Source organism: Thermogemmatispora argillosa, from assembly GCF_059696725.1.
The window spans coordinates 3,848,361-3,872,345 of sequence record NZ_AP019377.1 but is presented as its reverse complement, the minus strand read 5'-3'; the positions used below and the strand labels follow the sequence as shown (position 1 = coordinate 3,872,345).

The 23,985-nt window shown below is 59.3% G+C and carries 21 protein-coding genes and 1 pseudogene; 2 read left to right on the top strand and 20 right to left on the bottom strand.

Going from position 1 to position 23,985, the window contains the following annotated elements:
* Positions 1 to 14: 14 nt before the first annotated feature.
* The 11 genes and pseudogenes from AC6H1L_RS15050 to AC6H1L_RS15000 all read right to left on the bottom strand — a co-directional run bounded on the left by AC6H1L_RS15050 (position 15) and on the right by AC6H1L_RS15000 (position 10,542).
* Complete coding sequence (locus AC6H1L_RS15050; protein ID WP_497601554.1) at positions 15 to 1,217, bottom strand: SAVED domain-containing protein; 1,203 nt, start codon at positions 1,215 to 1,217, stop codon at positions 15 to 17.
* 252 nt (positions 1,218 to 1,469) lie between these two features.
* Positions 1,470 to 1,829 (bottom strand): annotated as a pseudogene (locus AC6H1L_RS15045) (TIR domain-containing protein); the annotation flags it as partial.
* A gap of 15 nt (positions 1,830 to 1,844) precedes the next feature.
* A complete protein-coding gene (locus tag AC6H1L_RS15040; RefSeq protein ID WP_497598305.1) occupies positions 1,845 to 3,011 on the bottom strand; it encodes an RAMP superfamily CRISPR-associated protein in 1,167 nt (388 codons plus the stop codon).
* Positions 3,008 to 3,667, bottom strand: a complete 660-nt coding sequence (csx19, locus tag AC6H1L_RS15035; RefSeq protein WP_497598304.1) for a type III-D CRISPR-associated protein Csx19 — start codon at positions 3,665 to 3,667, stop codon at positions 3,008 to 3,010. Before csx19 ends, AC6H1L_RS15040 begins: the two co-directional genes overlap by 4 nt.
* Complete coding sequence (gene csx7 / locus AC6H1L_RS15030; protein WP_497598303.1) at positions 3,664 to 4,722, bottom strand: type III CRISPR-associated RAMP protein Csx7; 1,059 nt, start codon at positions 4,720 to 4,722, stop codon at positions 3,664 to 3,666. Before csx7 (AC6H1L_RS15030) ends, csx19 begins: the two co-directional genes overlap by 4 nt.
* Positions 4,723 to 4,747: 25 nt before the next feature.
* A complete protein-coding gene (csx7, locus tag AC6H1L_RS15025; protein ID WP_497598302.1) occupies positions 4,748 to 5,698 on the bottom strand; it encodes a type III CRISPR-associated RAMP protein Csx7 in 951 nt (316 codons plus the stop codon).
* Positions 5,689 to 6,126 carry a hypothetical protein gene (locus AC6H1L_RS15020; RefSeq protein WP_497598301.1) on the bottom strand — a complete coding sequence of 146 codons (438 nt, stop codon included), beginning with the start codon at positions 6,124 to 6,126 and terminating at the stop codon, positions 5,689 to 5,691. Before AC6H1L_RS15020 ends, csx7 (AC6H1L_RS15025) begins: the two co-directional genes overlap by 10 nt.
* Positions 6,127 to 6,179: 53 nt before the next feature.
* Entirely contained in the window at positions 6,180 to 6,689 is a 510-nt protein-coding gene (locus AC6H1L_RS15015; RefSeq protein WP_497598300.1) for a hypothetical protein, read from the bottom strand.
* Entirely contained in the window at positions 6,634 to 7,971 is a 1,338-nt protein-coding gene (locus tag AC6H1L_RS15010; protein ID WP_497598299.1) for an RAMP superfamily CRISPR-associated protein, read from the bottom strand. Before AC6H1L_RS15010 ends, AC6H1L_RS15015 begins: the two co-directional genes overlap by 56 nt.
* Positions 7,968 to 8,762 carry an RAMP superfamily CRISPR-associated protein gene (locus tag AC6H1L_RS15005; protein ID WP_497598298.1) on the bottom strand — a complete coding sequence of 265 codons (795 nt, stop codon included), beginning with the start codon at positions 8,760 to 8,762 and terminating at the stop codon, positions 7,968 to 7,970. Before AC6H1L_RS15005 ends, AC6H1L_RS15010 begins: the two co-directional genes overlap by 4 nt.
* Positions 8,746 to 10,542 (bottom strand): Cas10/Cmr2 second palm domain-containing protein, encoded by a 1,797-nt coding sequence (locus tag AC6H1L_RS15000; protein ID WP_497598297.1) that lies wholly within the window; start codon positions 10,540 to 10,542, stop codon positions 8,746 to 8,748. The genes AC6H1L_RS15005 and AC6H1L_RS15000 overlap by 17 nt, the downstream gene beginning before the upstream one ends.
* Before the next feature lie 555 nt (positions 10,543 to 11,097).
* Between AC6H1L_RS15000 and AC6H1L_RS14995 the strand changes: the two genes are divergently transcribed.
* Positions 11,098 to 12,384, top strand: a complete 1,287-nt coding sequence (locus AC6H1L_RS14995; protein ID WP_497598296.1) for a phospholipase D-like domain-containing protein — start codon at positions 11,098 to 11,100, stop codon at positions 12,382 to 12,384.
* Positions 12,385 to 12,532: 148 nt separating this feature from the next.
* On the opposite strand, the gene AC6H1L_RS14990 is transcribed toward AC6H1L_RS14995, so the two are convergent.
* From AC6H1L_RS14990 to lysW, 9 genes are all read right to left on the bottom strand, one after another.
* Positions 12,533 to 13,636 carry an isocitrate/isopropylmalate family dehydrogenase gene (locus AC6H1L_RS14990; protein WP_497598295.1) on the bottom strand — a complete coding sequence of 368 codons (1,104 nt, stop codon included), beginning with the start codon at positions 13,634 to 13,636 and terminating at the stop codon, positions 12,533 to 12,535.
* Positions 13,633 to 14,121 carry a 3-isopropylmalate dehydratase small subunit gene (locus tag AC6H1L_RS14985; RefSeq protein ID WP_497598294.1) on the bottom strand — a complete coding sequence of 163 codons (489 nt, stop codon included), beginning with the start codon at positions 14,119 to 14,121 and terminating at the stop codon, positions 13,633 to 13,635. The genes AC6H1L_RS14990 and AC6H1L_RS14985 overlap by 4 nt, the downstream gene beginning before the upstream one ends.
* Before the next feature lie 124 nt (positions 14,122 to 14,245).
* Positions 14,246 to 15,499 carry a 3-isopropylmalate dehydratase large subunit gene (locus AC6H1L_RS14980; RefSeq protein WP_497598293.1) on the bottom strand — a complete coding sequence of 418 codons (1,254 nt, stop codon included), beginning with the start codon at positions 15,497 to 15,499 and terminating at the stop codon, positions 14,246 to 14,248.
* The gene (locus AC6H1L_RS14975; RefSeq protein WP_497598292.1) at positions 15,487 to 16,638 is read right to left on the bottom strand and encodes a LeuA family protein; all 1,152 of its coding nucleotides are present in this window, start codon (positions 16,636 to 16,638) and stop codon (positions 15,487 to 15,489) included. The genes AC6H1L_RS14980 and AC6H1L_RS14975 overlap by 13 nt, the downstream gene beginning before the upstream one ends.
* Positions 16,635 to 19,016 (bottom strand): [LysW]-lysine hydrolase, encoded by a 2,382-nt coding sequence (locus tag AC6H1L_RS14970; protein ID WP_497598291.1) that lies wholly within the window; start codon positions 19,014 to 19,016, stop codon positions 16,635 to 16,637. Before AC6H1L_RS14970 ends, AC6H1L_RS14975 begins: the two co-directional genes overlap by 4 nt.
* Positions 19,013 to 19,897: a [LysW]-aminoadipate kinase gene (locus AC6H1L_RS14965; RefSeq protein ID WP_497598290.1), complete on the bottom strand. Its 885-nt coding sequence runs from the start codon at positions 19,895 to 19,897 to the stop codon at positions 19,013 to 19,015. The genes AC6H1L_RS14970 and AC6H1L_RS14965 overlap by 4 nt, the downstream gene beginning before the upstream one ends.
* 42 nt (positions 19,898 to 19,939) lie before the next feature.
* A complete protein-coding gene (gene argC, locus AC6H1L_RS14960; protein ID WP_497598289.1) occupies positions 19,940 to 21,001 on the bottom strand; it encodes an N-acetyl-gamma-glutamyl-phosphate reductase in 1,062 nt (353 codons plus the stop codon).
* Positions 20,998 to 21,861 (bottom strand): lysine biosynthesis protein LysX, encoded by an 864-nt coding sequence (lysX, locus tag AC6H1L_RS14955; protein ID WP_497598288.1) that lies wholly within the window; start codon positions 21,859 to 21,861, stop codon positions 20,998 to 21,000. Before lysX ends, argC begins: the two co-directional genes overlap by 4 nt.
* Before the next feature lie 3 nt (positions 21,862 to 21,864).
* Complete coding sequence (gene lysW / locus AC6H1L_RS14950) at positions 21,865 to 22,038, bottom strand: lysine biosynthesis protein LysW (protein ID WP_497598287.1); 174 nt, start codon at positions 22,036 to 22,038, stop codon at positions 21,865 to 21,867.
* A gap of 1,150 nt (positions 22,039 to 23,188) precedes the next feature.
* Here lysW and AC6H1L_RS14945 point away from each other — a divergent pair.
* Complete coding sequence (locus AC6H1L_RS14945; protein ID WP_497598286.1) at positions 23,189 to 23,980, top strand: 4'-phosphopantetheinyl transferase family protein; 792 nt, start codon at positions 23,189 to 23,191, stop codon at positions 23,978 to 23,980.
* Positions 23,981 to 23,985 lie beyond the last annotated feature (5 nt).

Sequence of the window (23,985 nt, the reverse complement as noted above, 5' to 3'; positions counted from 1 at the left end):
TTATATGTTTCCTTTCAGGTAGAGCTGCGGCTGTTGTCCAGAACACAAGCAGGTAGATATCCCTGCGGCGCTCGATATTCGTAGACGGTAATGGGTACCAAAGTGTTGAGCTGATATCCTATCATGACAGCCAGTGCTATTGGCACAGCGGCAAATAGGTGAATATGTTTGATGTGTTCTCCCGCCGGTCCAAATCTATGCGGCAGCAGGCGTAAGCCTTTGCGTATCTCGTACATCATGCTCTGAGCTTCCTGCTCATCAATCGACTTCTTATCTGTACGAATCTCATATCTTTGGCGATAGCCGTAGCTAATACCATGCAGGTCCAGATAACTTGTTATTACCTGCGGACTGAAGGGAGGACTAATAGCAATCTCAACAACTGCTGTAGAAGGATCTCCCCCAGGATTATAGCTATCAATAAGCCTCAACTGCTGTGAATCACTATCAGAAAGCATCGTATGCCAATATTTTTCTTCTACAGCTTCTGCGCTAGCAGGGCCACTGTTTTTGATAGCGAGCTTGAAGCCAGTTGGCTCTTTGAACATAAGTCCAATAGCAAAGCCAACCGGAATAATGGCTTTAAGAGCCAAGTAAAGAGTACGTGCTGTAGTATGCTTGCTCAGCAGTGCCTTGAGATCCGCTAAGGCCGGCCAGAGCCATCTATTCCATTCTTGCTCATTTGGCAACTTGCTCTTGCCCTGGAAAAAGTCGTACCAGTCGAGTTCCAAGTCAAGGCGTCTGGCAGATTCGCGGTCCTGGAAATGGGTGATGCCAATGAAGGGCATATAGTCGGTTCCAGCCCTCGCACGATGCTGGCGCTGGTGAAATGCCTGGCGCAAGATCGCGCGAGCCAGCAAACGCAGCTTGCCGTCTACTGCCTGCTGATCGCTCTCTTCCGGCTCAAGCTCGCCGCCAATAAAACTGATCAGCTTCCCGAGACCGACCTTTTCCAAGGCATTCTGCGCTCTCTTCCGGCTGACCCCCTGGAGGACTAAAACTATCGGAAATTCCGGCTCGCTTTGCTGGCGCTGCAGGGCGGCGTGCGCCTCGGGCCGCCAGAGCTGAGGCCGCTTGAGGGCCTCGGGTGTGAGGTAGAGCAAGTAGGCGTCGGCCAGCGTGCCAACCGCCCGCTCTGCCGCCTTCTCGCGTATGCCGAGAAAGGGCAGATCCTCGCTGTCGCGGTGCCAGAGCTTGAGGCCGCGCAGGCGCAGCATGAGCTCTAGCTGTTCGCGGTTTTTGCCAGCGTCGGCAGCAGAGCTGATGAAAACAGTGGCCGGCCTGGTGGGGTCCTGCTCTTGCTGCTGAGACTGATGAGCTTCGGATTGGCCTGCCTTCATCGTCGTCTTCTCCTTCTTCTCTGCTCCAGAGCCTGCGTCGAGGGAGGCTACGAGGCCTCGCCAGATCTTCTGAATCTCCTCAGCAATTTCTTTCCATGCCCTATTGCGATCATCCCCCTCGTGCTGAGTGAGAGCCTTTCCATCGCGCGGCAAGCGCTGCAGTCCATCCAGATCAGTGCCTTCAAGAGCTACGGTCTTGTACAAGATAGGAATAATTTCAATCTTTCCGCTTCTCGCCTGCTCTAAGGCCATGCTGGCCTCTTCTCTCAGCGAATCCGAGAGTTCAGGGCTGATCAGCAGAATCACCAGCCGCGCCTGATTGATCAGCCTGATCCGCTCCTCCTTCACTGGCTTACCCGGTGAGATATTTTGAATATCCCCTATCTCTCCAAAATTACTAAAATGTTTCTTTAAATCATCAAAGCCTCTCTTACTATCATTGGCATACAAACAAAGGATTTCAAAGGTTTTTGACTGATTCGTTCCCATGAAGAGGTCTCCCTTCTACGCAGAGTCGCGCGTCTCAGCGATACGCTTGCGGGCGTTCTCGGGCAGATCGAACCACCCAGCTTTGTCAGGATAGTAGTATTCGACATCGGGATCAGGCGGCCAGCGCCAGATACGACGCAGATCCTCCATTGCCAGCCGCTGTAAGTGCTCGCGCTTGAACTCCCCTACCAGCTCGCCGATAAACTGAGACAGAGCCTCACCCTCCAGTTGCTCTCTGCCAGCCTGACCACGGGAGGTCAGGCTGTAGCGCCGCGCATAGTCGATCAGCTCCAGACGCAGCGGCTCCAGGGCGATCGAGCCAAGGCCCAGCGGCTTGGCGTAGCCGATCTTGTGACACATGCCCTCTTCCAGCACAATGGCCAACAGCAGCGCACCCAGCTCATCACGCTCCAGATTGGTAAAGTCGAGGCGGGCGTAAAAGACGGTGTCGTAGTCCAGCGGGTGAATATAGCGGTTGGCCGGCTGCGCGCGCGTGAAGTAGACATAGCCGCCCTCCCGTAACGGTTCCTTACTGGGATCATGGTGGAAGTAGAACTTACGCCCGGCGATGTAGCGCTCTTGCTCATCGAGATAGAAGGCGCGATGATGCGGCTTCGGCTCAACCAGGGGCTTGGTATACATTGGCTCATAGAGAACAACCGTTTCGGGATCGGCGTGAGCATCCCCGATATTGACCTTCCCCATAAAGACGCTTCGTTTGCCCTCCTTAAGCGAGCCAAAGATGCGGCAGGAGATGCACAGGCCGGTATCGTTCTCACAGTGCAAGAACGTAGGCTTCACCTTATCCTTATACATTGCCTTAAAGCGCCGCTCGCCTGTTTTCTCCTGCTCATAGTTGCCATCGAAGAGCGTCAGGCAGCCGTTGCCCAGGGTTTCAACCAGGCTGCGCAGCAGGCCCTTGAGCGAGGTGCCGGGAATGATATAGTGGCCAGCTCCATCCTGGAGGAAAGGCTCTGGCTTACGCGGATCTCTGATCGCTTTGCCAGCAGCCGCCAGCGAGTAGGCCGGGATAAAAATGGGGGTGCGCGCCGTCAAGCGCAGCTCCAATCTGCCGCTGTAGAGCCGTGGGAGACCAGCGCCGAAGAGGCGATGATGCCAGACGGGCTTACGCCGCTCCGGGGGACGGTCCCAATCAATGCGCGCAAAATCATACGGGTTCATGACCGCCCTCCTCTCGTCTTTGTGGGCAACGACTCGGCCTCTAGACCGGCAAAGCGGAAGTAGAGGGTTGTTCCGTCCGCAGGATTCTGGTAGTAGTAGCTTTTCAGGGTTACCCGTTCTGTCGGCAACAGCTCGGCAGGATAGAGTAGAGGCCGCGGGATGCGCGTGGTCAGAAAGAGACGCCGCTGCTCTTCAGGGGCCACATCTACCTCTTGGGGCTTCACATCACGGGGGCGCTCTCCAAAGAGATAGTAGGTAGTAGGATAGCGCTTGAGACCCGCTATCGGACGTGAGCTTGCCTGCAAAGGCTCGGCCAACAAGTGCGCCTGTCCTAGATAGACTACGCGTAGCTCTCCTTCGCTGCCATCCCAGCGCAATTCTCCTTCTTCGCAGAAGACACGTCCCCAGGTATAAGCAGTCCACGGCAGAGGGTCCCCCGCCATCTGTTGCACCTCGCTCAGCCGGGCAAAGCGCACCAAAAGGCGCCGCATTTGCCGATTATCATCCACGACCGTGCCGGGCAAATGTTCGCCAAGAAAGAAGGCCTCTGAAGGAAAAGGCTTCACAAGCTGTTCGAGGACAGCGCGCGTCACAGATGCGCTGGCAACAACCTCACCAGACTGCGCGTCACATGCAGGAGATGCTGTTTCGCTCATACGCGTCCTCCTGCTGCCAAGGCAGCCCGCACTGCTGACTCATCTGGCCATTCCTGGATGCGACGAATGAAGTGCCCAATGGCCTCCTCGCGGAGTTGCGCCAGGGCCTCATTGGTGAAGACGCGCAGGTGGCGAATGCCGCGCGGGCGTCGTTCAATGCCAGCAGGCAGCTTGACCAGATCGTCATACCAGGTCCCGTAACGACCTAAGTTCGTCTCCCTGGCAGCAGGCTGCTCATTCAGCCAGCGCCCCAGTCCCCACAGCTCGTCGATCGGCTCGCGCGCATCGCTGCCGCGAATGGTAGCCGTGACAAAGCCGCCGGGCCAGCCCTCGTGCTCTTCCTGACTGATGGCCCCTTTGACCCAGCCCAGGCCACGCGAGCGCCCTGAGCCAATGCGAATCAGGCCATCCTCCAGGTCTTGCAGGACCACAAAGAGCATGCCAAGCTGCCAGATCTCGAAGTTCCGCAGATGAATCGCGCATTCGAAGGCGACCCCTTCACTGATGGCCTCTAGCTCAAATTTGACTCCGTGGGCAGCGCCGCCGGTCAGGCGATCAATGCCCACACCATCGCGCTGCTCGCGGATAGGGGCCGAAACAAGATAGGCATCGGTGATGGTCAGGCGCCCAATAAACCAGGTTGAACCGAAGAGGCGACAAACCGGGCAGGAACGCGCATAGACTTCATCTGTACGGGCTTCGAGATGGCGGCGGAGAGTCTCATTGTGCCTGACCTCACGATTGAAGCTTTCGCCGCAGGAATCACGATAGGTGCGGCGGCGCTCCTCAAGATCGGCCTCCTGCTCCTCACTGCCAGCGAAGGGGTAGCAAACCACCCGCGGTCTCAGGCTGGCGACAATCTTCTCTACGTGGCTGCGAAAGACCCCTTTGAGCGAACTGCCGGGCAGGAACGGCTCCTGACGTCCGTTGCGGAAGGTCAGCACTGGCGTCATATCCGGCCCGCTGACAGTAGGCAGACCAGATCTCACGAGCAGTGGCCCGGTGGTGGTGATACGCAGGCGCAAGCGGGCCTCATTGAGGAGTTGTTTGAGCATCGGTGACAACCTCCCGTCTCGTTTGTTACCTGGCGTTAAACAGCAGTTCAATCTGCTGCGCCAGGAAGCTCTCACCGTCTTCGACGCGGTTAAATTTCTCTTCGGGACTGTGCCCAAGCAGGTAACGCTGCAGACGCCGGGCACGCTCCTCGGGACTCAGCTCCCTGTGCCCGCCATCGGTTGTCTCTTCCTCCTCCAGCTCCAGAATGTAGACACGCAGGTCGCGCAGGCGGCAGGCCCCCAGGCCGCGCGAACGCATGCCGCCGATTGCTCCGAAGCCGTTGACAAACTCGCTGAGTCCCAGACTGAGTAGCCAGAGATCTTCTCTGCTGGCGTTCTCTAGAGTGATCTCCAGGTCAAAGGCAGTGCTGGCCGGCACGACCTCGTAGTCGTATTTGAGGCCTTCCTTGGCGCGCTCGCTGTCGCGTTCGATGGCGACGCCGTCGCGCAGCTGAATGATGCCGCTCCATTCCTCCTCGGGAATGTAGAGGTCGTTGACGTTGACTCGTGAGGCGGAGAACGGTGAGCCAAAGAGACGGCATGTATGACAAAGCTGCTCTAGAATAGGCAGAAGGTCCAGCTCGCCCCGCTGGCGCCTTTCCTCAGCTATGGTGCGCTGGCGTGCCGTCGGGCAGATGCTATCAAGACTTCCTCCCCCTCTCTGGATCTCTTCTAGCTCTTCTTGTTGCCTCTCAATGAGGCCGCAGGTACGCAAGCGCGGCTGAGGAAGATCCGCGAGAGCGGCCACCAGTTTCTCTACAGTGCTGCGCAATGCCCCTTTGAAGCTTGAACCCGGAATGAAAGGGATGTTTTCGGGCGTCAGGACAATCGGGCTTCTGCTGCTGCTGAGGGTAAGCCTGCCACCGCCGATGTGGAGCGCTGTCTCCATGACCAGGCGTCCCTTGAAGAGATAGCGGTTGCGCAGGCGCAGCCGCCGCACGGGGTCTTTGGCATAGAGCTGATGATTCATTGCCATGATCGCTCTCCCCTGGCAAGATTCTTGTTAGCCTGCTCCTCTTGTTGCTTGCGGCGCGCCTCCTGGCGGCTGTTTTCTGCCACCAGATGCTGAATGAATTCAGCCATCAACTGAGCCATCAGCTCCTCAGTCTGGGCGCGCATTGCCTGTATCCCTCCCTGGTCATCAAGCAGATGGAACTCAGTTTTCAGGCGCTTCTTTTGCATATTATCCATATATTTCTTTAGATTTTGATAGAAGATTTCAATATTCCTTTTACTGGCAGGCCAGTTACGTTCGGCCTGATGGGTGATGAAATCACGCAGCGCCTGGTAGTTGTGGGCTAGTGAGATGGAATGCAGGTCGTTGATTTGGCTACTGGACAAAGGCTTACAGTCTTCCTCTTCCAGCAACTGGCGCATGAAGTCTATCGCCTCGGGATAGAGCACCTCGTCGCTGAGCAGGGCAATAGCTCTGATCTGCTGCCCGGAGAGCATGAGCGCTACCTCCTTCGCTCCATAAAGGCTTCTACCTCCTTGTGGCCCTCCACCATTGAGCGAAATTCATAGTGGGCCACCATTGAGCGGATAAATTGACGCATCAGCAGTAGATGCACATGCCGACGCAGCTGACGGTCCTCCTCAGTTTTCTCGCCGATGCCCAGCTCCTGGCAGACTCTGTCAGCGCGCTTGGCTAGATCCTGCTCCAGGACAAGCAGCAAACGCTCGCCGAATCCCGTCTGTGGATCGATCTCATCGTTATGCGATGGCAGGCGCCAATAGCCAAAGCGTGCGATCTGCTTCTTGACATAGTCCAGGACATCGCTACGTTTGAGCGTTCCATTGGCGACAGCCTCCAGCCCGGTCATCTGCGAGCGATGTTCCTTCTTCAGGGCGATTGCTGCATGGTATCCAAGGCGTTCGGCCAGATCATAGAAGTCCGGTTTATCGGCTTCCTTACTCACAGCAATCACAAGCTGACTCTCCGGGATAGCCTTGGCCTTTGTGCTCATGGTCTAACACCTCAAAATGAAAAGGATCAGAAACACGTATACAACCGAAACCCTCGTTGCGACGGCGACCGACGCCCTCCTCTTCCAGGCGGAAAAGGGCCTCAATCAGCCGATCAAGGTCGACATCGCTACGCTCCCAGTAGGCGAAGAGGAAGACCGAGCCGCGTTCAATGGCGTACTCCGCCGGACGCGGCAGCCCCCACAGGTCGTTCCAGCCTGTGACACGGCACACAGCCGCCGCCGTGTGGAGACAGCGCACATCATTGCTGGTGAAAGGTGAACCGAGCAGCTCCGCCAGAGTTGTTTCATCGATGCGACCACGATAGCGCAGGAATTCATCGCAGAGGATGGTCGGCGAGTAGAGCGTGAGCGCAAAGTAGAAAGGCTTCCGACCCTGGCATGGCTCTGGAATCTTGTAGTCGGTCAGATAGTCCCTCAGCCTGCGATCGAAGGTCAGCAGGCGCTCGCGGAAACCGGCCAAAGACAGCGACGGATCTTGCAGGGGAGTCAGCGTCAGCTCAACTGCGCCGAGGCCGCGCGTGCGTCCCGTTCCGATGCGCACCAGACCCGAATGGCCCGCCTCCTCAAGAAAGCGCTGAAGCAGGGGAGCCTCTTCGTCGGCGGCCTTTAACAATCCCCAGAAGCAGGTTCCCTCTTCCAGAACCTCACGATTGTAAAGAATCTCTTCCTGCACGGTTCCCCGCAGGCGATCGATGCCGGTATGGGTCTGCAAGTGCCGCCGCCCCCGGTAATCGGCCAGATGGAAGGCCCCGTTTTGGCGCGCATAGTAGCCGGCAATACTCTCCATTGGAGCACTACAGACCTTGCATAAGTGCTGTCTCTGGAGAGCTTTGATAGCTCGCGGTTCATCATTGGACTGCAGAGCAAAGGCGGCCCAGGCGAAGAGGGTGTCGTAAACGCCATGTCCGCTCTCGCTGGCTTCTGGGCCGTTACCGCTCTTAAAGCCAGGATAGCGCTTGCAGCTCTGCGCTGTACGAGGTAGAGGATAGACAGGACTCAGCGGTGTCTCTTGCCTGGTCCCGCTCCCATTCCGTACGACCAGGGGCGCGAGCAGGAGATCGGGGAATTGGACGCTCCCGCTGAGAAAGAGGCGCCTGAATTCCTCGCGCTGGGCCGGATAGAGCAGACGGTGGAGGCTGGCCAGGCTGCCAGCTAGACTGGTGCCAGGCAGGTAGTCCAGGCAATCAAACCCAGCGGGGGCATGATCAGCGCGAATGGCCAGCGGAGAGCGAGCTTGCAGCAGTAGGGAGAAAGCTTTCATTCCTTCATCTCCTCCTCCTGCGCCGTCGAATAGTACGTCAGTTCGTCGAGGTGGGCTAGCCAGCCGCGCCATTCCTCGGGAGGATACTCCTCGCCGTTGATTTCCAGACGCAGTACCTCGCAGCGACAACGTCCCTTGCCTGTTGACTTGTTGGCTCCGAGCTGCTCGACTAAATGCAGGCCAGCGAGCAAGAGCAGCAGCGAGTAGGTTGGGCTACGCGGTTTCTCATCAAGAGGAAGGCAGGTCAGCCAGCCGCGAATCGTGCCGTGGAAAGTCAGATGGCGCCGACCAAACTCGCTAGTGTAGAGGGCGCCAGGGACCGCCGTGCGCGTGAGGCGCCGCAGACGCACCTGGGTATAGGAAGTTACCAGAGCCTCGGGGGACTCTTGCGCTCCTTCTGTTGCCGGTGCTGTTCCTGCAGTCGAAGCCGTCTCTGAGGCTGTCGAGAGGCGGGCGTTGTCAAAGAAGAGCGTTCCGGGCAGCATCTGCGAGCCGAAGATACGTGTGATCATGCTGACACGTGACCCGAGGCCGCGCAGGGCAAGCTCATCATCATGCGGGGTAGCCATGAGATGGCGCATTTCAGCCAGCTCTTCGTAGGTGCGGGCCAATTGCTCGCAGCGTTCGCGGACGGCCCCCTTAAAGGTAGCCCCGGGTACGTAGAGCCAGCCGTGCCGATCACGCGCTACTGTACGATCGACCAATCCCCAGCGGAAGCCGGTCCCGAAGTGGAAGGGAGTAAGGAATGTTAAGCTGTAATCGATCGACAGGCGGTCAGTCCTCGCTTTCACGCTCGCCCTCCTGTACGGCTACAAAATCGTAGAGTTCGACCAGGTCAAGCAGAGGCGTCAGGTAGATCTCTCGTCCAGACTGGCCTGGGGCTTGCAGGCACGACCAGGGGAAGATCACTCGCGGGAACCCCTGGATGGTGCCGGCCTCTTCTGCCGGCTGGCCATTCTGAAGGAGATAGCGCTGATTGAAGTCATAGAGCCATCTCAGCAGGAACTCACGCTCTCTGTCGTGGCAGCCCTGCAAAGCAGCCAGCGCCGCGAGAACGGTGCTGGTCCGGTTCATCTTGAGAACCGCTTCGCGGAGCTGATGCAGCTTGGAGCGCGGAAAACCCAGGCGCTTCGCCTGGCGAATGGCTTCTAGGAGAGCCTCCAGCACGGGGAGTCGATAGGGGCGCAGCGTGGCGCAGAATTCGCTGTTGCCCTCGCGCCTGGAGTAGACTGTCTGGTAGAGATAGTCAAACTCGTGGGTAGCAGCGCCCGCGACAACCAGGAAATTGAGGCGCGTATCGTCATCGTCTCCGGTGCTATGCCATTTGCTAGCATGAGCCTGCTTTTTAGCGAACCTGAGTGCATTCTCAGCCAGGCTGCGCATCAGACCAAAGGGATACTTCAGGGGAGCAAAAACTACCCCCACCGAGAGCGTGCCCTGCTGCTCACGCGCCTCCGAGCGGAAGACACGGGCCACCTCCAGCGCTACTTGAAGGGCACGATCGCCGCTGGTCAGCAACATCAGGTCGTCACCGCCAAGCAGAAGCACGTCGAAGGGGAAGAAATAACTATCTTTCTTCGGTTGACCGCCTTGTTCCGTCTGGCCATTTTCCTCGTCTTCTTCAGCGAGCAGGCCGCTGACGTGGACCGGGGAAAGGTGCCTGGCGACAGCGGTCGCCAGGGCCTCGTAGATGGCATCGTCAATGCTCTTGGCGAATTTTTTGATTTCGCCAAGGGTCAAGCATTTTTCTATCTTGCCGCCCATGCCGTTGCCATCGGCGTAGATGAGGCCGAGATAGTCCCTGATGCTGCCTTGACTGGCGCTGGCTACGGAGCGCAAGGTATCGATATCACGCGGGCGCTTGGGCACGATTGGCTGGCCATCCTTGAGAAAGTAATCAGGCGCTATTCTATGTAACCGATTGATCAGATTGGCCCAAAGTACCGCTTGCTTCGCGTCTTCGCCAGAGCCTGGCCTCACCTCCTGTGGCCTGGCCGCCATTTTCTCAATACTTTTCTTGATCTGAGCATCCTCACTTCTCTTCTGAAGGCAGATAGCGCAGTAGCGCTGGTGTTCTTCCCGAGGCTCTCTCCAGGGGCTTTGGCCAGCAGCATATTCAAGGCCACAGGAGTCACAGAGCTGAAACAGCGGATGGGATGGCCGGGCCACGGTGGCTGGCGGGCATTCCTTGGCACGGCGCAGCTTGTAGAGCAGCAGAGCAAGCTGCTCTTGCAGATGGGCCTTCCACAGATCACGCTCTGCCAATCCCGCTGGCAGCCGTTGCACAGCGCCAGTGACAGTAGCCCCACCCCGGGTTTCTTCGCTATACTTCGCCTGAACGCGCCTCACGAACTCCTCGGCTTTGTCTTCGGCCAGTAGGAAGAGGCCTGAGCCACCATTGGCATAGACCACCTGCGCCCTGGGGTCGAGGTCCCTGGCAATCTCCTCCATGATCTCACGGTTGAGTCGGTCAAGGATGGAGCTGGCTCCACGGATCTCTCTTAGTCGGTCGGTGCCGAAGACATAGCTTTTGATGCGATCAGTATCGAGTGCTACCAGCGCATAGGCCACAGCTGCACTACCTCCTTCTGATGTCTACAGCACGTTCTGGTCGCCCTACCCGGCAAGCAATAGGAGTATAGCATAGTTATAGATCCCTTTCCTCAAAGGAGGATATGGACTCCTACACAAATTTCAGAAAATTTTATTTGGTCATACATGCCAGTGACCTTAGTAGGCACAAAATTTTTCAGTAAAAAATACCTTTATTTCCTTAATCTAACAACATGCAAATGTACCATATATACAGCCTTTTAGCAATCCATTGTTACACAAGTGACCAGCAATACTCATACAGAACTAAGGGCTGATCATGACCAGGAAGTAGCAGGGGGGTTCCTGCCCAGGGTGACGATCAGCCAATGATTTTTAAGCCTAGTCCATTGTCACCTTCCCCGAGGGGGCAAAGTACGCTATCATATCAGGGCAGCCAGGAACAGCAGAGGGCAACGGGGGTTAGCTTGCTCACCAGTCAGTCAGCTTGGCGGCACACGACACATCAGTCCGCACCGAACAGCCCAAACAACCCAACCCGCCATCCTCGCGGAACAAATGGAGATTGACCATATGAAGAACAGAGAGCGCAGCAGTCTGAGTAGCACAGCGATGGCATTGCTCATTTTCCTCGCCCGTCATCTCTCCCTGAAGCGTCTACTCTTACGGGCTCTGGGGGCTATCCTCGGCGCGCAAGCCATCACCCTGATCATCCTGCAAGTCATCTCGCGCCAGCGCAAGCGCTATCTTCCCCAGGGCGGCTTCCCACATACCCGCTTCGCAGAAGTCACCATCGGCGAAGACCACCTGCAGCTCTACGACTACGGACGCGACCTCTACGATGACATGCTTGCCGCCATCGACTCTGCGCAAGAGACTATTTATCTGGAATCATATATCTGGAAAGATGACAGCATCGGTCGCGCCTTCAAAGAGCACCTCATTCGTAAGGCCGAAGAAGGTGTCGCCGTCTACGTCATCTTTGACTGGTTCGCCAACCTGGTCGTCCCACGCAAATTCAAAATCTTCCCCCCAACCATCCATGTGCTTCAGTACCAGGCGTTCCGCTATCCCTGGCACCTTTTTGACCCCCGGCGTTACGCCCTTGACCATCGCAAACTGCTCGTTGTCGACGGCAAGATCGGCTTTATCGGCGGCTACAACATTGGCGAAACCTATGCCACGAGCTGGCGCGACACTCACCTGCGCATCCGCGGGCCAGCCGCCGCCGACCTGGCTCAGTCCTTCGTCGACTTTTGGAACCAGCATGTGCCTCCACACGAACGCATCACGCGGCGCCACCCGCGCTGCTTCAACCCGCTCATCAATGTGCGCGGCACCAGCGCCCTGCGTCTGATGTTCCCCATCCGCGACATGTACATTGAGGCCATCGATCGCGCCCAGAAATTCATTTACCTCACCAACGCCTATTTTGTCCCCGATTCCATCTTGCTCGACGCCCTCAAGGCTGCCGCCCGTCGCGGCGTCGACGTTGAAATCCTTGTCCCCTGGATGTCTAACCACATCATCGCCGACTGGCTCTCACGCAGCCACTTCAGCGAGTGCCTCAAGGCCGGCATTCGCATCTTTGGCTACCGTCATATGCTCCACGCCAAAACCTGTACCATCGATGGCGAATGGTCGACCATCGGCACCGCCAACCTCGACCGCCTCAGCTCGATCGGCAACTATGAAATCAATGTAGAGATCTATAACAGCGACCTGGCCCGTCAGATGGAGGTCCTTTTCAAGTACGACAAGACCAACGCCTTTGAGCTGAGCCTGGAAGACTGGGAGCAGCGTCCCTGGTACGTGCGCCTTAGCGAGTGGCTGCTTGCTCCCCTGCGCTTTCTGACCTGACCCCGAAAGGAGCAACTCAGGTCCAGCAGTATCGGCCTCTCCCATTCCAAAAGACCCAACAAAGAAGCACGCCCCGGCTGCATCTGGTAGCTAGCATACGCCGCCAGACGCAGCCGAGGCGCACTTTTATCCTCTAGAGGCTCCTCGTCTACGAGAGCAAGCGCATCACCGCCTCCACGAATGCCGCCGTTGTGGCCGCGCCGCCCTGATCAGGAGGCAGCACCTGCCCACGCCGATATACTTCAGCAATGGCCTCTCTCAGACGCTGGGCCGACTCTTCATAGCCTAGATAATCCAGCAACATCGCCCCAGAGAGCAGCATGGCCGTCGGGTTGATCACTCCCTTGCCGACCAGGTCCGGGGCCGAGCCATGCACCGGCTCAAAATAGGCATACGTGGGGCCATAGCAGCCGCTCGGCGCCAAACCCAGGCCTCCAATGCAGCCGGCAGCCATATCGGCCAGAATATCGCCATGCTCGTTCGACAGCACGACGACATCGAGGCTCTCTGGGACCGCTACCATGCGCCGCGCCAGGTCATCAATGAGAAATTCCTGATACTCCAGCTCCGCATAGCGACCCACTGTCTCGCGCACAATCTCGCGAAAGCGTCCATCGGTGCGCGGCTGAATCGAATACTTGGCCCCCAGCGTCACCCGTCCCGCATAGCCCTGGGCCTTGCGCTGCAGCGCTAACTCACAGGCCGCCTGCGCTACATAGGCCATCTGCTCGTCGGTACAGATGCGTACCGCATAGGCCCCCTTTCGCTCTACCGGCGGCGGCTGCCACCAACTGCGGCTACTTGCCAGGGCCGTCAGCTCGGCAAGATCCCCCTCGCGCGGCGGATACATGCCCTCCAGATTGTCGCGTACAATGACAAAATCGACGCGCTCCGGCTCACGCAGGGGACTGCGATAGCCCGGTTGCCAGCGCACTGGACGCACGTTGACCCGCGTATCCTTGCCCCAGCGTAGATACCAGAGCACGGGCCGGCTCGGTCCGCCACTGGCCCCAAAGAGCGTACACACCGCCCGATCGATCAGCTCACGCGTTTCCTGGGGGAAGGCCGTCCCATAGCGCTTCTCAGCTTCGCGCCCACTGCAGCCCTCGACAAAGCGCAGCTCCGGTACCAGGCAGCGCAGGACTTCCACCGTGGGCCAGACCACTTCGGGCGCGGCATCATCTCCTGCTACCACACAAATGATGTCCGACTCGCCCGGGGCCAGCTTCCGCCGAAAGATGCTCGCGCTCATCGCAGCGTGCCCTCACGCCGAATATATTCAATGATGCCCCCAGCCTCCACAATCCGGGCGATAAAGGGCGGCAGCGGCTGGGCCTGAAAGCGTTGCCCGGTGGTCAGATTAGTAATCACCCCCTGCTCTAAGTCAACTTCGGCTTCTTGACCGTCCTCGCTATTGAGGACGGCCTCCTCACAGATGAGCACTGGTAGCCCGATGTTAATGGCATTGCGGTAGAAAATGCGGGCAAAGCTGCGGGCTACCACCGCTTTGACACCACTGGCCTGAATGGCCGCCGGGGCATGCTCGCGCGAGGAACCACAGCCGAAGTTGTGGCCCGCCATGATAATGTCCCCCTGCCGCACCTGCGCCGCAAATTCGGGCAGAATCTCACAAAGACAGTATTTTGCCAGTTGCGCCCGGTCAGTCGTCACGTTATAGCGCCCTGGGATGATTACATCGGTATTGATATTGTCACCAAGCTTCCATATACGCCCCATATTTTTCTCGCTCCTTCTCTCACTCTCTGCAGCAATTGGCCCTCTACCTGCCTGAAAAAGCAGGCGTCACTGATAGCTCCGAGGCTCCGAGGCCAGCTTCGCCGCCCGGTTACCACGCTCAGGCTCAGGCCAGAAACTGGCGTGGATCAGTAATGTGTCCGGTGATGGCAGTCGCCGCTACCGTGGCTGGACTGCCTAGATAGATCTCGGCCGTGGGGTCACCCATGCGTCCAGTGAAATTGCGATTCATCGTCGTCAGGGCGCGCTCACCGGGACCCAGGACGCCGAAATGTCTGCCAATACAGGGACCACAGCCCGGCGTGCCCACTGAGGCCCCCGCCTGGATGAAGGTTTCAATGTAACCCAAGCGCAACGCCTCCAGATAGACCTCGCGCGAAGCCGGAATCACCACCATGCGTGTATTGGGGTGAATGGTGCGCCCGCGCAAGATCGAGGCGGCAATGGCCAGGTCATCCAGTCGACCATTGGTGCAGGTGCCCAGGAAGACTTGATCGATCTGAATATGCTCTACCTGCTCAACCGGGACAACGTTATTGACATCCGGCGGGCAGGCAATCAACGGTGGAAGATCCGAGACATCGACTTCCACTACGCGCTCATAGCGTGGATTCTGCGGCTGCAGCATGGGATAGCTACGGTTGACGCGCCCGCGTAGCCAGGCCTCGGTCGTGGCATCAGGTGCCACCAGCCCGGTTTTGGCGCCCATCTCGATGGCCATGTTGCAGAGTGTAAAGCGCTCGCTGATCGACATGGCCTCAACCAGTGGGCCACTATACTCCAGGGCCCGATAGTTGGCCCCGTCCACGCCGATGCGGCGCACAAGCTCCAGGGTTACATCTTTGACATATACGCCCGGCTGCAAACGGCCCGTCAGGCGCACATTGATGGTCTCAGGGACACGGAACCAGCTTCGCCCTGTAGCATAGGCAACGCCAATATCGGTCGACCCCATACCGGTGGCGAAGGCGCCGAGCGCGCCATAGGTGCAGGTATGGCTGTCAGCTCCCACGATAATCTCGCCTGGCGCCACAAAGCCGCGCTCCGGCATCACCTGGTGACAAATGCCCTCCTGAAGGATCTGAATGCCCTGCTCACGCGCAAAGGCCCGAATGTCGCGCTGGAGGGTGGCCGCTGCTACGGTCGCTGCCGGGACGATGTGATCAAAGATGATATGGGCACGTGCCGGATCAAAGACGCGCCCTCCACGCTCGCCCGTCAGCTTACGAAAGGCTTGAATAGCCAGCGGCGAGGTCGTGTCATGGCTCATAACATGATCAACGTCGACAATCACAATCTCGCCAGCGCTCACTGGCCGGCCCAGTTTATAGCTAAAGATCTCTTCGGCTAGCGTTCCCATGCCGTACTCCTCTGTTCTTCATACCAGGATCGAATAAAGGCATCGACCGCCTCCGGTGAAAGCGGCCCTTCTTCAGCACGCATCTTCAGCGACCAGGTCAGCTCTCGCACCTGCTCATCGCTGAGCTGTAGCCCCAGTTCCGCAGCCCGATGAGCTATAGCATGGCTGCCCGTAAAGCGCGAGCCGAGATCGACGCGGCGCTCCAGGCCGAAGTCCGTTGGATCAAGAATCTCATAGGCTCGCGGATTGTTGAGAATGGCCCGCGTATGAACGCCCGCCCGGTGCGTGAAGGCATACGGCGCCGTGATCGGATTATTAAAGGGAATAGGGAGATGAAGACATTGAGCAACGTAGGCATCTAGAGGCGCCAATTGCCTTAGATCGCGCTGCTGGAGCGTGTCGGGATAGTGTAGGTAGAGCTGGGCCACCAAGCCACTGAGTGAAGCGATCCCATTGCGCTCTCCGATGCCCAACACGGTCACATCCAGGCAATCGGCCCCGGCCTCATAGGCAGCAATGGTATTGGCGATGGCGCAGCCGCTATCGTTGTGGCCGTGAAACTCGATTCCCACCTGGGGATAGCGCTCAGCGCAGAGATGAATGATGCGCTCTACCTGGCGCGGCGTAGCGATGCCGACCGAATCGGGCAGGCCGATACGCTCCACTCCTGCCTCTACCACGGCATCAAAGACGGTCAACAGGTCGACCAGATCACTGCGGAAGGCATCCTCAGCCGAGAAGCGTACATAGCGTCCCGCCGCCCGGATACGCTGAATCAGCGGCACGGCGTCGGCGATAATCCGCTCGATGCGCTTTCCATGACTATATGATCGCAGTTCAGGAGAGGTACCGTAGAAGAGATTGATACCGGCCACGGGCGTCGCCAGGGCTGCCTCAACATCCGCCTCGACGCAACGCACGTGGGTCACAATGCGCGCCCGCAGCCCCAGTGCGCAGAGCTGCTCGATGGCGTCGCGGATGCGCGGCGAGGCGATCGGTGACGGCACCTCAATGAAGTCGACGCCGAAGGCATCCAGCATACGAGCAATCGTGAGCTGCTGCTCCAGATTGAAGAAAGCGCCGGCAAACTGCTCACCCTCTCGCAGGGTTGTATCCAGAATATGCAGCGGTCGTCTCACGACTCTCCCTCCTCTCCGCCAGCCGCCTCCTGGGCCAGGCTCATCAGCACGCGCTCCAGTATGGCAATGGCCTCCATATATTCCTCCACAGCAAGGTGTTCCTCGGGGGTATGATCCAGGCGCGCATCGCCCGGACCATAAGCCACAATTTCCGGTCCCCAGACCGGTCCGACGACATTCATGTCAGAGGTCCCAGTCTTGACTTTCAAAGCAGGCTGGATTCCCATTGCCCTCATGGCCTGCACAAAGGCGCGCACCAGCCTGGTTGTGCGCGGTGCCTGGAAGGCAGCTTCCTCGCCGCTGAAGTCGACCTCAAGCTCTGCCTCCGCCGCCCAGCGCCGCAGCTCGTCGCGTAGTTCCTGCACCGGGTAGGCCAGTGGCAGACGATAGCCGATACGCAGCGTTGCCCATTCTTGCAGACCGTCCTGACCGCTCTCGATGCTGCGCAGCACCGGTTGCAGCGCCGCAAAAGCTGATGTACCGCTATGCTCTCGATTCCACGCCTCAGCATGCCGCCTGATCCGCTCCCAGAAAGCCGCTGCGGCCTCCGCCGCCGTCTGGCGCGGTCCGGCGCTGTGACCACAGGGACGCACTGCCCGTCCATCAACCAGCAGTCGCCCTTTATAGCCGAGCGTCACCGCCCGGCTGCCGCTCGGCTCGCCGATAATGCAAGCAGCGGGACGATAGCGCCCAACCACAGCCCGCGCCCCTCGCGAGGTAGCCGCCTCTTCCTCAACCGCGCCGATGACGACGATGGGACGCCGGAGCCCGGCCCTGCTGTGCCTTGCCAGGCGCGCCGCCGCCGCCAGGAAGGCCGCTAGTGGCCCCTTGGCATCGACCGCCCCACGCCCGTAGAGCTTACCCTCACGGATTGTCACCGGAATGGCCCCGGGGACCGTATCGAGATGCCCGAGCAGCACCAGCGGAGCCCGCTCTGCAGCTTCAGTGGCCACAGGGACTGTAGCAATCAGATTGCCGACCGCATCAAGCTCGGTCTGTAGCCCCAGATGGGGGAGATATTCAGCGAGCCAGGTGGCAAGAGATCGCTCCTGACCGGAGAGACTGGGAATGCTGACCATGCGATAGAGCAGATCGACTTCCGCCTGCTCTTGGGAGACCGCCCCTTCCGAGATCACCCCTGGGTTCGCCGCACGCCGCTCGCCTGGCGCCTTCGACTGATCAGCCTGCAAGACCTCCGCCAGGCAGTCAAGAGCCTGATCAAGCTGCTCCTCGCTGATGACCAGCGGCGGGAGCAGGCGGATCACGTTAGGCCCTGCCGGTAGGGCCAGTACGCCGCGCTCCAGCAGCGCTTCTAGATAGGGCTGCACGCGCGTACGTAGCTCGACGCCAAGCAGGAGGCCCAGACCACGCACCTCGCGGATGAGCGGCGACGAGATGGCGCGCAGTCGCTCTAGCGCATGCTGCCCCAGGCGCGCCGCTCGCTCGGCCAGCTTTTCACGTTCGATGATATCGAGCGTCTCCAGAGCTGCGGCACAGACCAGCGGATTGCCGCCGAAGGTGCTGCCGTGCACGCCCGGCGTGAGACGTCCGCTGGCCACCACGCGCTCGCCAAGGGCCACTACTCCCATCGGCAGCCCGCCGGCAATCCCTTTCGCCAGGCAGAGCAGGTCAGGCTGCAGATCGTAATGCTCGCAGGCCAGAAAGCGCCCCGTGCGACCGCAGCCGGTTTGCACCTCATCGACAATCAGCAGGACCCCACGCTTTCGACAGAGTGTGGCCAGTTCCTGGACGTACGCCGGATCAGCGACATGTACGCCCCCCTCGCCCTGGACCAGCTCAAGCAGAACCGCTGCCGTCTGGTCGTCAATCGCCCGCTCCAGAGCCGCCAGATCGTTGTAGCGCACATGCGTGATCCCTGGCACCAGAGGAGCGAATGGCTCGCGATAGCTCCGCTCCCAGGTGGCCGAGAGCGCCCCGAAAGTGCGCCCGTGGAAACCGCGTAGAGTGGCAATAATGCCCGGTCGTCCGGTTGCCAGGCGGGCAAACTTGAGAGCACCCTCGACAGCTTCCGCCCCGCTATTGCAGAGAAAGAAGCGCTGCAGACCGGCAGGCATGAGCTGCGCTAGACGAGCGAGTAGACGCGCCCGCATATCGTTGTAGACACTCTCGGGACAGGTGATCAGGCGTTGAGCCTGAGCCGCCAGCGTCGCGGCGATCTCTGTCCGCCCGTGCCCGATGTTCGCCACTCCATGCCCGGCGGCGCAGTCAATGTAGCAACGCCCCTGGGCATCCCAAAGCAGCGCCCCCTGACCGCGCACAATTTCCACCGGACGCTTATTGTAAACGCCGCTGCTGTAAAGGCGCTCCAGCTCGATGAGCGTCTCGGGCTGCGCGACTGCTTCGCTGAGAGTGCTCATCGCCGCACCTCCCCCGAGAGAGCAGGAATGGAGGAGGAGGAGGAAGAGGAGGAGGCAGCACCAGCCTCGCTCAGATCCACAGAGGCGGTGATGACCGTGCCGTCACCCGCCAGCAGCGCCGCCAGCGAGCTAGAGCCAATGCACACGCGCTGCACTCCACCCGCTAGAGCCTCGCGAGCGCCGAGCAGTTTCTTGCGCATGCGCCCCTGAGCATAGGGGAGATACTCCTCCAGATCCGGGGCTGCGATGACACGCACCACGCTCGTCGGATCGGCCAGATCGCGCAGCAGGCCCGGCACATTGGTCAGGATCGCCAGCGTCTCCACGCCCAAGGCCGCCGCAATGGCCGCCGCTACGCGGTCGCCATCAACGTTCAAGCGTTCTCCCTCCAGCCCCAAGGCCAGCGGCGCCACCACCGGTGTGTAGCCCGCCTCCAGGAGCAGGCGCAGTAACGGGGCGTTGACTTGCTCAATCTGACCGCTATAATCGTCGCGCACCACGCGGATACGACCATCGGGCATCACGGCGCGCAGCGCTGTCTTGCGCCGCGCCAGCAACAGGCGTCCATCGACTCCAGCCAACCCCAGTGCATTGACGCCGCGCCGCTGCAAGAGTGCCACCAGTTCCGTGTTAATCTGACCGGCCACCGCCATCGCGTAGATGCGCAGCGTCTCTGCATCGGTATAGCGGCTGGTCATGCCATTAGGAGCTGTGAGCACCTGCATCGGATGGCCCAGCCGCTCGCTCAGCTCATTGGTGAGCTGCGAGCCGCCATGCACCAATACCACCCGCTCGCCTTCAGTAACCAGACGCGCAATCTCGTCAACGATCGGCGCAGCATCAATACCGGCCCCACCGCCAATCTTGACAACCAGAGTCATGGCCTGTGCCTCCTCTCTTTAGCGAACCCAACAGAACTCAGATCAGATCGGATGTAACCCCGGGAAGGTCAACCCCAGAGTCTCGCTCCAGCCAAAACGACAGTTGAGCGCCTGCACGGCGTTGCCAGCGGCTCCTTTCATGAGGTTGTCCAGCGCAGCCATGACAACCAGGCGGCGCTGAGACGCATCCAGCTCGAAGCCAATGTCACAGTAGTTGCTGCCAGCCAGAATCTTCGGCTCAGGATAGCGATAAACACCGCTGCGCTCTTTCACCAGGCGAATGAATGGCTCATCACGATAGGCTTCGCGGTAGAGGCGCCAGATGGCTCGCTCATCCAGATCGGTATTCAGGAAAACCTGGGCAGTGATCAGGACGCCTCGCACCAGCTCTACAGCGGTCGCCGAGAAAGCTAGCGTCTGCTGCCATGAGCCGCCTGCCAGGGCGCCCAGCTCCTGAATTAACTCGGCGCTATGGCGATGACCGGTCGGCTGAAATGAGCGCACCGCTCCGCTGCGATCAGGATGATGGCTACCCGGCCCGGGCGTCGCGCCAGCCGCCGATGAACCAACTTTCGCCTCTACTACCAGGGGCAGGCTGGCATCGACAAGGCCGGCCCGATAGAGCGGCGCCAGTCCAAGAATGGCCGCTGTGGCCATGCAGCCGGTCCCACTGATGAGCGCAGCTTCTCGCAATTCCTGCCGATGCAGCTCCGGGAGACCATAGACGGCTTCGGCCAGCAGCTTCGGCTGTGGATGCGTCTGCCCATACCAGCGCGCATAGAGGTCAGGCGAGCGCAGGCGAAAATCAGCCGAGAGATCGATAACAACCGGCGCGAGACTGCGATAGCGCTCTATGGCCTGCATCGCCGCTCCATGCGGCAGGCAGAGAAAGAGAGCGTCACACGTCGCCAGTTCATCAGGATGACAGAAGCGCAGGCTACAGAGCTTGCGCAGGTTGGGATGGAGGCTATGCACATACTGATTTGTATGGCTGCTCGAAGCCACCTGCGCGATCTCTACCTGGGGATGAAAGAGTAATAGACGCAGCAATTCACCCGCCGTGTAGCCCGAGCCGCCGATGATCGCCACGCGCACCTGACTCATCGCTCCGCTCCTTGCATCACACATTGCTCGATATAGTCCAACATCGCACCAGGGATATCTACCCCTGTTGGGGCGATGCTGTTGCGGAACTCCATTGTCGCATTAATCTCATTGACGAGCAGGCCACGCTCTTCGTCTTCTAAGAGATCGATGGCCAGGATACCGCCACCGACTGCCTGGGCAGCACGCACGCAGAGTACGTCAAGCTCAGGGGTGACTGGGCAATTGCTGGCCTGCGCACCGCGGGCCGTGTTCGTAATCCAGTGCTCGCTAGTGCGATAGATCGCGCAAATCGTACGCTCACCTACTACAAATGCTCGAATATCTCGCTGCGGCTTATGTATATATTCCTGGATGTAGTGCAGATGATGCTGATAGGAGCCGAGCGTCTCGCGGTGCTCTAGCACGGCCTCAGCGGCGTCGCGGTCATTGACGCGCGCGAGCAGACGACCCCAAGAACCAGTCGTCGGTTTAATGACGGCAGGATACCCCAGGGCTTCGATGCCCCGCAGGGCGCTCTCAGCGCTGCAGGCCAGCAGGGTGCGCGGCGTAGGAATGCCTGCCCGCAGCAAGGCTAGTGTGGTCTGCAGCTTATCGTTACAGATGGCCGTCGTCGCCGGGCGATTGAAGACTCGCACCCCCCAGCTCTCCAGAACCTGGGCTACAGCCAGGCCGTGCGATTGGCTGACGCTTCGGCAGAGCACGGCATCGTAGGCGCGCCAGCGTTCGTCAGGCCGCGCCAGATCTAGCAACAACTCTCCGTCATTGAGCAAGTCGAAAGCGATGCCGCGCTGGCGCATGGCCTCGATCAGCAGCTTCTCCTCTACGCGAATGCGCGAGGTCAGAATTGCCAGCCGCATGGCTTATTCACCCCAATCCTCTTCGACGCGTGGCGCCAGGGCTACCGCTGGCTGGTCCAGATTGGTCACCTCCAGCTCTGCATTGCAATCGGGACAATAGACAATCTCGCCTACCAGGCGGTTCTGCAGGTCAATTTCGGCCTCACATTCTGGACAGAGCGCCACCAGTTTGCTCATTTCTCCTCCTCCTGACTAGCAGCATGTGAAAACGTGCATCTGTTGTCAAGTCTAGTCAAAGGAATCACAATACAAACAAAAATGCTCTTCGCCCCTTCTCTATGCCGAAGGGCGAAGAGCGCCAACTAGCTCAATCGACGGCTCTCGCGGTACCACCTTCATTCGCCGGTACTACTGCGCACCGGCCTCTGCGAGCACACCAGCGTACTCTTGCCCGATAACGGGGGCTCCGGCAGAGGTCTACTCTCACCCGCCCGCTCTCCTCTCGTGGGCGGATGATTTCTTCTCGCGGCTCCAGGGTCTTGCTCACGGCTCACGATAGACGAGCTTTCCACCAACCGCTCGCTCTCTGGCTATCGGAGGAACCGCTACCTGTCCCCTTCAAGGCCTTTTTTCGTATCGCTTGTCAGCAACCACTCCAGAGAGCTGGCCGGACGAGACAGCCTGGCCAGCAGTCTTTATCAATAAAAAAACTCTTCATCCCTGCAAGGACGAAGAGCACAGCAGACACGATGGCTCTCGCGGTACCACCTTCCTTCGTCGCTACCTCACGGCAGCGACCTCAACGAGTGCAATCCATCGGGCAGCCATAGTCACTGGCCTGAAGAAGGACCACACTCTTGCCCGATAACGGGGGCTCCGGCAGAGGTCTACTCTCGCTCTCCTCTCGTGGGCGAGCGATTTCTTCTCGCGGCTTCGGGACCTTCTTCACGGTCTGCCAGCATACGAACTTCGCACCAACCGTTCGCTCTCTGAATGCGGCCTGACCGCTACTCATCCCGCGACGCCTTTCGCTGTTCGAACGGGTTGCTTTTTTGGGATTTATACCATCTCTTGCCGCTGTTGTCAAGTCCCGGGAGAGAAGGAGCCTGAGTCGTGGTCAGCGGATGGCCGCCGAGGCCGGGCAAAATCTTGGCAGGGCTTCTCTGAGCAGGATTACTTGGCTGAAACAGAGGGCCTGGTTGAGCCGTCTGTAATGAATGAGAGGGTGAGTATGAGGAGAAGAGGAGAGCCTTCGCAGCGCAGCGGCCAGGTCAGAGTAGATCGCCCGCTCAGGCGAGACGGGACGCAGCGCATCCAGCACTCAGGCTCGCTTATCCCAGCAGGCGCGCTCTCTCTACCTGCAACGAGCGAGGGGGAGGATCTTTCCATGAGCAGTATCTCCGACTGGCAGTGCTGGTCAGAGCCACCAGCTCGCCTCGGCCTGCCCCCTGGCGAGGTCCATATTTGGTGCGCTTCGCTGGCCGTGCCCCCTGGCGCTGTAGACCAGCTTGCTTCCGTCTTAGAGCCTGGCGAGTGCCAGCGGGCCGCGCGCTTCCGCTACGAGCCGGATCGTCAGCGCTTCATTGTAGCCCGTGCGATCTTGCGCATGATCCTGAGCCGCTATCTCGGCCTTCTTCCCCAGCAGCTACGCCTGCTTACCAATCCCTGGGGCAAACCTCTTCTGGCCCCATCCTCCACGGGTCCGTCGCTGCCGATCACTTTCAATCTGTCGCATGCAGAATCGCTCGCGCTCTATGCTTTTACGCTTGAGCAAGATATTGGCGTCGATTTGGAATATTTACGTCCTTTACCTGAAAAGGAACTGGAGCAGCTTGCTGCTCGCTATTTTTCTCCAGCAGAGTACCATACGCTCTGCAGTTTGCCACGCGAGGAGCGGCTGTCGTCCTTTTTTCGTTGCTGGACTCGTAAGGAGGCCTACGTCAAGGCGCGTGGCCAGGGCCTCTCTCTGCCATTGGATGCCTTCGAGGTCTCTCTAGCGCCCGGGGTGCCCGCCAAGTTATTGGCCAGCCGCGAGGAACCAGAGGCCCCTGAGCGCTGGTCACTCCTGACCATTGAGCCTGCTCCCTCCTATATTGGGGCCCTGGCCGTCAAGGGTCATATCCAGCATGTAGCGTATTTGCGCTGGAACGAACAGCAGTTCTCCTCTTTTGCTACTTGACAAAG

What these genes read in the sequence shown, in the direction of transcription:
- AC6H1L_RS15050 (WP_497601554.1), bottom strand. Translation starts at nt 1,217, where the DNA reads ATGCTGCGCCTGCGCGGCCTCAAGCTCTGGCACCGCGACAGCGAGGAT.
- argC (WP_497598289.1), bottom strand. Translation starts at nt 21,001, where the DNA reads ATGAGTCAGGTGCGCGTGGCGATCATCGGCGGCTCGGGCTACACGGCG.
- AC6H1L_RS14980 (WP_497598293.1), bottom strand. Translation starts at nt 15,499, where the DNA reads ATGGGAACGCTAGCCGAAGAGATCTTTAGCTATAAACTGGGCCGGCCA.
- csx19 (WP_497598304.1), bottom strand. Translation starts at nt 3,667, where the DNA reads ATGAGCGAAACAGCATCTCCTGCATGTGACGCGCAGTCTGGTGAGGTT.
- lysX (WP_497598288.1), bottom strand. Translation starts at nt 21,861, where the DNA reads ATGCGGCTGGCAATTCTGACCTCGCGCATTCGCGTAGAGGAGAAGCTG.
- AC6H1L_RS14970 (WP_497598291.1), bottom strand. Translation starts at nt 19,016, where the DNA reads ATGAGCACTCTCAGCGAAGCAGTCGCGCAGCCCGAGACGCTCATCGAG.
- AC6H1L_RS14985 (WP_497598294.1), bottom strand. Translation starts at nt 14,121, where the DNA reads ATGGGGCGTATATGGAAGCTTGGTGACAATATCAATACCGATGTAATC.
- lysW (WP_497598287.1), bottom strand. Translation starts at nt 22,038, where the DNA reads ATGAGCAAACTGGTGGCGCTCTGTCCAGAATGTGAGGCCGAAATTGAC.
- AC6H1L_RS15040 (WP_497598305.1), bottom strand. Translation starts at nt 3,011, where the DNA reads ATGAACCCGTATGATTTTGCGCGCATTGATTGGGACCGTCCCCCGGAG.
- AC6H1L_RS14945 (WP_497598286.1), top strand. Translation starts at nt 23,189, where the DNA reads ATGAGCAGTATCTCCGACTGGCAGTGCTGGTCAGAGCCACCAGCTCGC.
- AC6H1L_RS14990 (WP_497598295.1), bottom strand. Translation starts at nt 13,636, where the DNA reads ATGAGCGCGAGCATCTTTCGGCGGAAGCTGGCCCCGGGCGAGTCGGAC.
- AC6H1L_RS14995 (WP_497598296.1), top strand. Translation starts at nt 11,098, where the DNA reads ATGAAGAACAGAGAGCGCAGCAGTCTGAGTAGCACAGCGATGGCATTG.
- AC6H1L_RS15015 (WP_497598300.1), bottom strand. Translation starts at nt 6,689, where the DNA reads ATGAGCACAAAGGCCAAGGCTATCCCGGAGAGTCAGCTTGTGATTGCT.
- csx7 (WP_497598302.1), bottom strand. Translation starts at nt 5,698, where the DNA reads ATGGCAATGAATCATCAGCTCTATGCCAAAGACCCCGTGCGGCGGCTG.
- AC6H1L_RS14965 (WP_497598290.1), bottom strand. Translation starts at nt 19,897, where the DNA reads ATGACTCTGGTTGTCAAGATTGGCGGTGGGGCCGGTATTGATGCTGCG.
- csx7 (WP_497598303.1), bottom strand. Translation starts at nt 4,722, where the DNA reads ATGCTCAAACAACTCCTCAATGAGGCCCGCTTGCGCCTGCGTATCACC.
- AC6H1L_RS15010 (WP_497598299.1), bottom strand. Translation starts at nt 7,971, where the DNA reads ATGAAAGCTTTCTCCCTACTGCTGCAAGCTCGCTCTCCGCTGGCCATT.